The sequence below is a fragment of the Lacisediminimonas sp. genome (assembly GCF_030645335.1).
Lineage (GTDB): Bacteria > Pseudomonadota > Gammaproteobacteria > Burkholderiales > Burkholderiaceae_D > Lacisediminimonas.
Window position 1 is genome coordinate 1 of the sequence record NZ_JAUSNH010000149.1, and the last position, 5,154, is coordinate 5,154.

The 5,154-nt window shown below is 58.9% G+C and carries 5 protein-coding genes; 3 read left to right on the forward strand and 2 right to left on the reverse strand.

What is annotated here, in order from left to right; genetic code table 11:
* Together Q7T64_RS10560 and Q7T64_RS10565 are read right to left on the reverse strand one after the other, a co-directional pair.
* The coding region (locus Q7T64_RS10560) for a heterodisulfide reductase-related iron-sulfur binding cluster (RefSeq protein ID WP_304795288.1) at positions 1-747 on the reverse strand (747 nt) is incomplete at its 3' end.
* A gap of 115 nt (positions 748-862) precedes the next feature.
* The gene (locus tag Q7T64_RS10565) at positions 863-1,285 is read right to left on the reverse strand and encodes a rubrerythrin family protein (RefSeq protein WP_304795289.1); all 423 of its coding nucleotides are present in this window, start codon (positions 1,283-1,285) and stop codon (positions 863-865) included.
* A gap of 313 nt (positions 1,286-1,598) precedes the next feature.
* On the opposite strand from Q7T64_RS10565, the gene Q7T64_RS10570 reads away from it, so the two are divergent.
* From Q7T64_RS10570 to Q7T64_RS10580, 3 genes are all read left to right on the forward strand, one after another.
* Entirely contained in the window at positions 1,599-2,585 is a 987-nt protein-coding gene (locus Q7T64_RS10570) for a tripartite tricarboxylate transporter substrate binding protein (protein ID WP_304795291.1), read from the forward strand.
* 40 nt (positions 2,586-2,625) lie between these two features.
* On the forward strand, positions 2,626-4,116 hold the full coding sequence (locus Q7T64_RS10575) for a UbiD family decarboxylase (RefSeq protein WP_304795293.1): 1,491 nt from the start codon (positions 2,626-2,628) through the stop codon (positions 4,114-4,116).
* Positions 4,117-4,310: 194 nt separating this feature from the next.
* The gene (locus tag Q7T64_RS10580; protein WP_304795295.1) at positions 4,311-5,060 is read left to right on the forward strand and encodes an MBL fold metallo-hydrolase; all 750 of its coding nucleotides are present in this window, start codon (positions 4,311-4,313) and stop codon (positions 5,058-5,060) included.
* Positions 5,061-5,154: the final 94 nt, after the last annotated feature.

The following is a 5,154-nucleotide window of genomic DNA, read 5'->3' on the forward strand; positions in this document are numbered from 1 at the left end:
CAGTTCGAGCTGGGGCATGCCGCAGCATTTTTCCTTGTCGACGATCACATACGGGATCGCATTGTGGTCCAGCACCTTCAGCAGGTCATGGCCAATGCCCGGCTCGTTGTAGTTGATATAGCAGGTCGAAAAAATTGCCACCTTGCCCGGCGTCTTGGCGCCGTCCACTACGGCGCTGGTCTTGGCTGCCGGTGCGCTGGAGCGAAAGCGCGTGCTGGCCAGTTCAGGCAGCCAGGCATCCTTGTCCACGCCGAGCACGCTCTCCATCACGCCGCGGGCGAGCTTGGTATGGTTGACCGCGTTGACCACTTGCACCACGACCGGAATGCCGGCGAACGAGCCGTGGGTGTCGGTGGATGCCAGCAGCTTCTCGGCCATGCCGACTTCGCCCTTCTTGAACTTGATGGCCTTGGCGCGCAGCATGGTGTGCGGGAAATCCAGGTTCCACTCGTGCGGCGGCGTGTACGGACATTTGGTCATGTAGCACAGGTCGCACATGTAGCACTGGTCCACTACCTTCCAGTAGTCGTCCTTCTTGACGCCGTCCATCTCGCCGGTCGGACCGTCATCGATCAGGTCGAACAGGTTGGGGAAGGAGCCGCACAGGCTGACGCAGCGGCGGCAACCGTGGCAGATATCGAATATCCGCTCCATTTCCTTGAAGCAGGATTCTTCGTTGTAAAAGTCGGGATTGATCCAGTCCAGCGGATGCCTTGTGGGCGCTTGCAGGTTGCCTTCAGTGGCCATGGTCATGGTCCTTGTCGCTGATGCGGGAATTGAGTGGAAGAGGGGTCAGGCGGGCAATGAATATTGTGCATTGGGCGCTGCAAACAGTGCCCAACACACAAGATTCAATTAAGAATTAATCCTGCAGTTCTGCCAGCGCCTTGGCGTAGCGGTTGGCGTGTGAACGCTCAGCCTTGGCCAGGGTTTCGAACCAGTCGGCGATCTCGTCGAAGCCTTCTTCGCGTGCGGTCTTGGCCATGCCAGGGTACATGTCGGTGTACTCATGGGTTTCGCCAGCGACTGCCGATGCGAGGTTCTGGCGGCTGCTGCCGATTGGCAGGCCGGTAGCTGGATCGCCGGAGGCTTCCAGGAATTCCAGATGGCCGTGGGCATGTCCGGTCTCACCTTCAGCGGTGGAGCGGAACAGGGCTGCTACATCGTTCTGGCCTTCCACGTCGGCCTTGTTTGCGAAATACAGATAGCGACGGTTGGCCTGGGATTCGCCAGCGAAGGCGTCCTTCAGGCACATTTCCGTGCGCGAGCCTTTGAGTGCTGCCATGGAGTTCTCCTTTGAGGGGGCATTGCTTGCCCTGGCAAGATTGCCAAGGTAGCGCAAGGATAGTCGTGACCTGGCGAATCGTCTAATTGGACGTGTAACAGCCGGCGATAGGCAATGGCTATTAAATTTTCCACCCGGTAAATTTCAATGGTTGAAACGGTCTCGTTTTGATTTACTTCACGGAGGCCGAATTTCAGAAAATCGACTCAAGATGCGTTATATTCACCGGGCTTTGACAGAGTCAAGGCTGATGCCAGACAAGCGGCCAAAGAGCGGCAGGTTCGGCTGAATAATCAAAACTTGAGGGGACAAAATGCTTGGCAAGATGGTGAAGACGGCCGTATTACGCAGTGTGTTGCTTGGATTTTCTTGCGCAGTACTGGCCGCACCGGTGGGTGCGAAGGACATTGAAAGCGCGAAGATCATCGTTGGTTATGCGCCGGGGGCCACGATTGACATCATGACGCGCCTGATCGCAGAAAAAATGCGCGTCTCGCTGAACAGGACAATCACCGTAGAAAATCGCACCGGCGCTGGCGGCGTGATCGCCAATGAAGCCGTGAAGATGTCGCCGGCCGATGGCACGGTCCTGCTGGTGGCGCCGATCACCACCATGGTGGTTTATCCGCACTCCTATTCCAATCTCAAATACAACCCGTTCACCGATTTCGTTCCGGTCGCAACGATCTCCCGCTTTCATTACGTGTTTGGCACCTCAACCCAGGTGCCCGCCAAAACCATGGCTGAGTTCACGACACTGCTCAAGCAGGATCCAAAGAAATACGCGCTGTTTTCATCCGCAGGTGCAGGCAGCCCGTCGCATTTTTTCGGGATGTTGCTGGGCCAGTCGGCCGGCGTGACCATGACCCACGTCGCTTATCGCGGTTCGGCGCCGATCTTGCAAGCCATCATGGCCAATGAAATTCCGGCCGCATTCCTGACGCTGAGCGACCTGGGGAATCTGGCCAGGAGCGGTAAAGCGAATTTGCTGGCCGTTGCCGGCGCCAACAGGTCACCATCGTTTCCCAATGTTCCGACCTTGAAGGAGTTGGGCATCGATGTCGAAGGCTATGGCACCTATGGCCTTTACGCGCCAGCCAAAACGCCGCCGGACGTCGTGAAAGCCTATGAAGGGGCATTGATTGCCGCCGTGAACTCGCCGGACGTCAAGCAAAAATTCGAGCAAATGGTGCTGGAGCCCGCCGGTGCGCCGGGCGCGGAGCTCGCGACCCAGATGAAGACCGAGTATGCGTATTGGGAAAAAATTATCAAGGCAAGTGGCTTCAAGCAGGACAAGTAATCTTTCAACGCTGGCATAACAAACAAGACTAGGAAACGATATGGGATTCATGGATACGCGGGAGTGGATTGCACTCCTCGAAAAACATTCGGAAGTGCGCCGCATCGGTGCTGAAGTGCACTGGGATCGGGAAATTGGCGCGGTATCGCGCCGGGTGCTGGAGCACGAAGGCCCCGCGCTGTTATTCGAGTCGATCACCGACTATAAAGATGGCCCCTGCACGCAGCTGTTCACCGGTAGCCTTGGGACGCGCAAGCGTCTGGCGCTGGCGCTCGGCTTGCCGGTCGATATGCCGAACCGCGAAATGGTGCAGTATGTGATGAAGAAAAACCAGGAACGCATCGAGCCGGTGATCGTTGCGACCGGACCGGTGAAAGAAAACATCTTGCTGGGCAAGGATATCGACCAGGCGATATTCCCGGTTCCGCGCTGGCACTTCCGCGAAGGCGGTCGTTACATCCACACCTTCTCGTCGGTCGTGACCCGCGACCCGGACACACGCGTGATGAACGTGGGCATGTACCGCGGCATGATCGGCACGCCGGACACGACGCCGATGTTGCTGATCAAGGGCGGCCAGCACTGGGGCCAGCATTTCATGAAATACACTTCCCGCGGACAGGAAATGCCGGTGGCCTGCGTGATTGGCGGCGACCCCATGATGCCGTTCCTGACCGGTTCGCCCCTGCCTGTAGGCCTGTGCGAATACGATGTGATGGGTGCGTATCGCAACGAGCCGATCAAGCTGGTGAAATGCGAGACGGTCGACCTCGAAGTGCCGGCCGACGCCGAGATCGTCATCGAAGGTTTCATTTCCGACGATCCGAGCACCTACGCAATGGAAGGCCCGTTCGGCGAATTCACCGGCTACGTGTCGGACCTGCCGACCAAGCGTCCGGTCATGCGCATCACCTGCATCACCTACCGCAACAAGCCGATTTTCCAGGGCACGCTGGAAGGCACCTTGCCGACCTCGGCCAGTGAAAACAGCATCATGTCTTCGGTCCAGCGCGCCGCCATTGCCTGGAACATCCTGAAGACCGCCGGCATACCGGGCGTGACCGACGTCTTCATCCACCCGATCACCAACGGCACCAATATCTGCGTGCAGATCAAGAAGGCTTACCAGGGGCAACCCAAGCAGATCGCGTCGGCATTGTGGGGCAACAGTGCGGCGCAGTACCGCTACAAGCATGTCTACGTCGCCGAGGACGATATCGACATCTCCTCATACGCACAGCTGGACTGGGCGATGGCGTATCGTTTCAATGCGCTGCATGACGGCCTCGTGATTTACCCGGGTACTTTCGGCTCGCCGATCGATCCGAGCACGCCGCTGGACGAGCGCAGTATCGAGCAGCTGGGAAGCGGCCTGTGGAATCGCGTGCTGTTCGACATGACGCGCAACTGGAAATTCGAGCGGCAGCCGCAGTGGGACAATGAACGTTTCCCGCCAACCGTCGACCCGCATCCGGATGACCAGGCCAAGGTCAAGGCGCGCTGGGACGAGTATGGACTCGGCGATCTCTGATCATTGAGTTCCTCTCCTTGCTGCCGGGCGCTGTACGTCGCCAGGCAGCAAGGACTGCGCCAGATTTTTGCCCGGACTGCCCGCCTGATCGCGGGCAGTTTGACGTTCGCCTGCGTTGCCGCGAAACTTTGTTCAAGTGCCAATGGTCAAACCACCGGGTTTATCGTCCCCGGACCATCTTGCGGCAGGTGAACATGATTTTCCGTCAGTTGTTCGAGCCTCTGTCCAGCACCTATACCTATCTGCTCGGCTGCGAGGAAACCGGCCAGGCCGTGCTGATCGATCCGGTGATCCTGTCGATCGAGCGCGACCTCGACGAGCTGGCGCGGCATGGGCTGCAACTGGCGTTCACGCTCGACACCCACATTCACGCCGACCACATCACGGCGGCACTGGAGCTCAGGCAAAAGCTCGGCAGCAGGATTGCCGGCCCGGCCTTCGATCAATTGCCCTGCACCGATGTCGGCGTTGAAGAAGGCAAGCCGTTCATGGTCGGCAGCCTGACGCTGTCGCCACTGCATACGCCCGGCCATACCGACGGTCATTTTTCTTACCTGCTGGGGGATCGCGTGTTCACCGGCGACGCCTTGCTGATCGACGGCTGCGGCCGCACCGACTTCCAGAACGGCGATGCCGATGCCTTGTTCCACAGCGTGCGTGAAAAGCTGTTCGCATTGCCCGATGAGTGCGTGGTGTATCCGGGCCATGACTACCAGCAGCGCCGCGTGACATCTATCGGACAGGAAAAGCAGCGCAACCCGCGGCTGGGAATGGACAAGTCGCTGCCGGAGTTCCGGGAAATCATGGCCTCGCTGGGGCTTGCTTACCCGAGCTTCATCGACCATGCGGTTCCCGGCAACCGGCTGTGCGGAGTATGCCCGCCAGACCTGCCGGAAAGCCTGACGAAATACTGCGCGCAAATGACGAAGAGCCAGCAAGGCTGAGTGGGCTAAGTGGCGCCGCAGCGGGCGCGGCACAAGCTGGCACATTAGTTGCGTGCCGGAATCGGGTCTGTCACCCTCTGATCGGCCCCGTGCA

Bases quoted from the DNA above. Each gene is read 5' to 3' on its own strand.
- Q7T64_RS10565 (WP_304795289.1), bottom strand. From the start codon at position 1,285: ATGGCAGCACTCAAAGGCTCGCGCACGGAAATGTGCCTGAAGGACGCC.
- Q7T64_RS10575 (WP_304795293.1), top strand. From the start codon at position 2,626: ATGGGATTCATGGATACGCGGGAGTGGATTGCACTCCTCGAAAAACAT.
- Q7T64_RS10570 (WP_304795291.1), top strand. From the start codon at position 1,599: ATGCTTGGCAAGATGGTGAAGACGGCCGTATTACGCAGTGTGTTGCTT.
- Q7T64_RS10580 (WP_304795295.1), top strand. From the start codon at position 4,311: ATGATTTTCCGTCAGTTGTTCGAGCCTCTGTCCAGCACCTATACCTAT.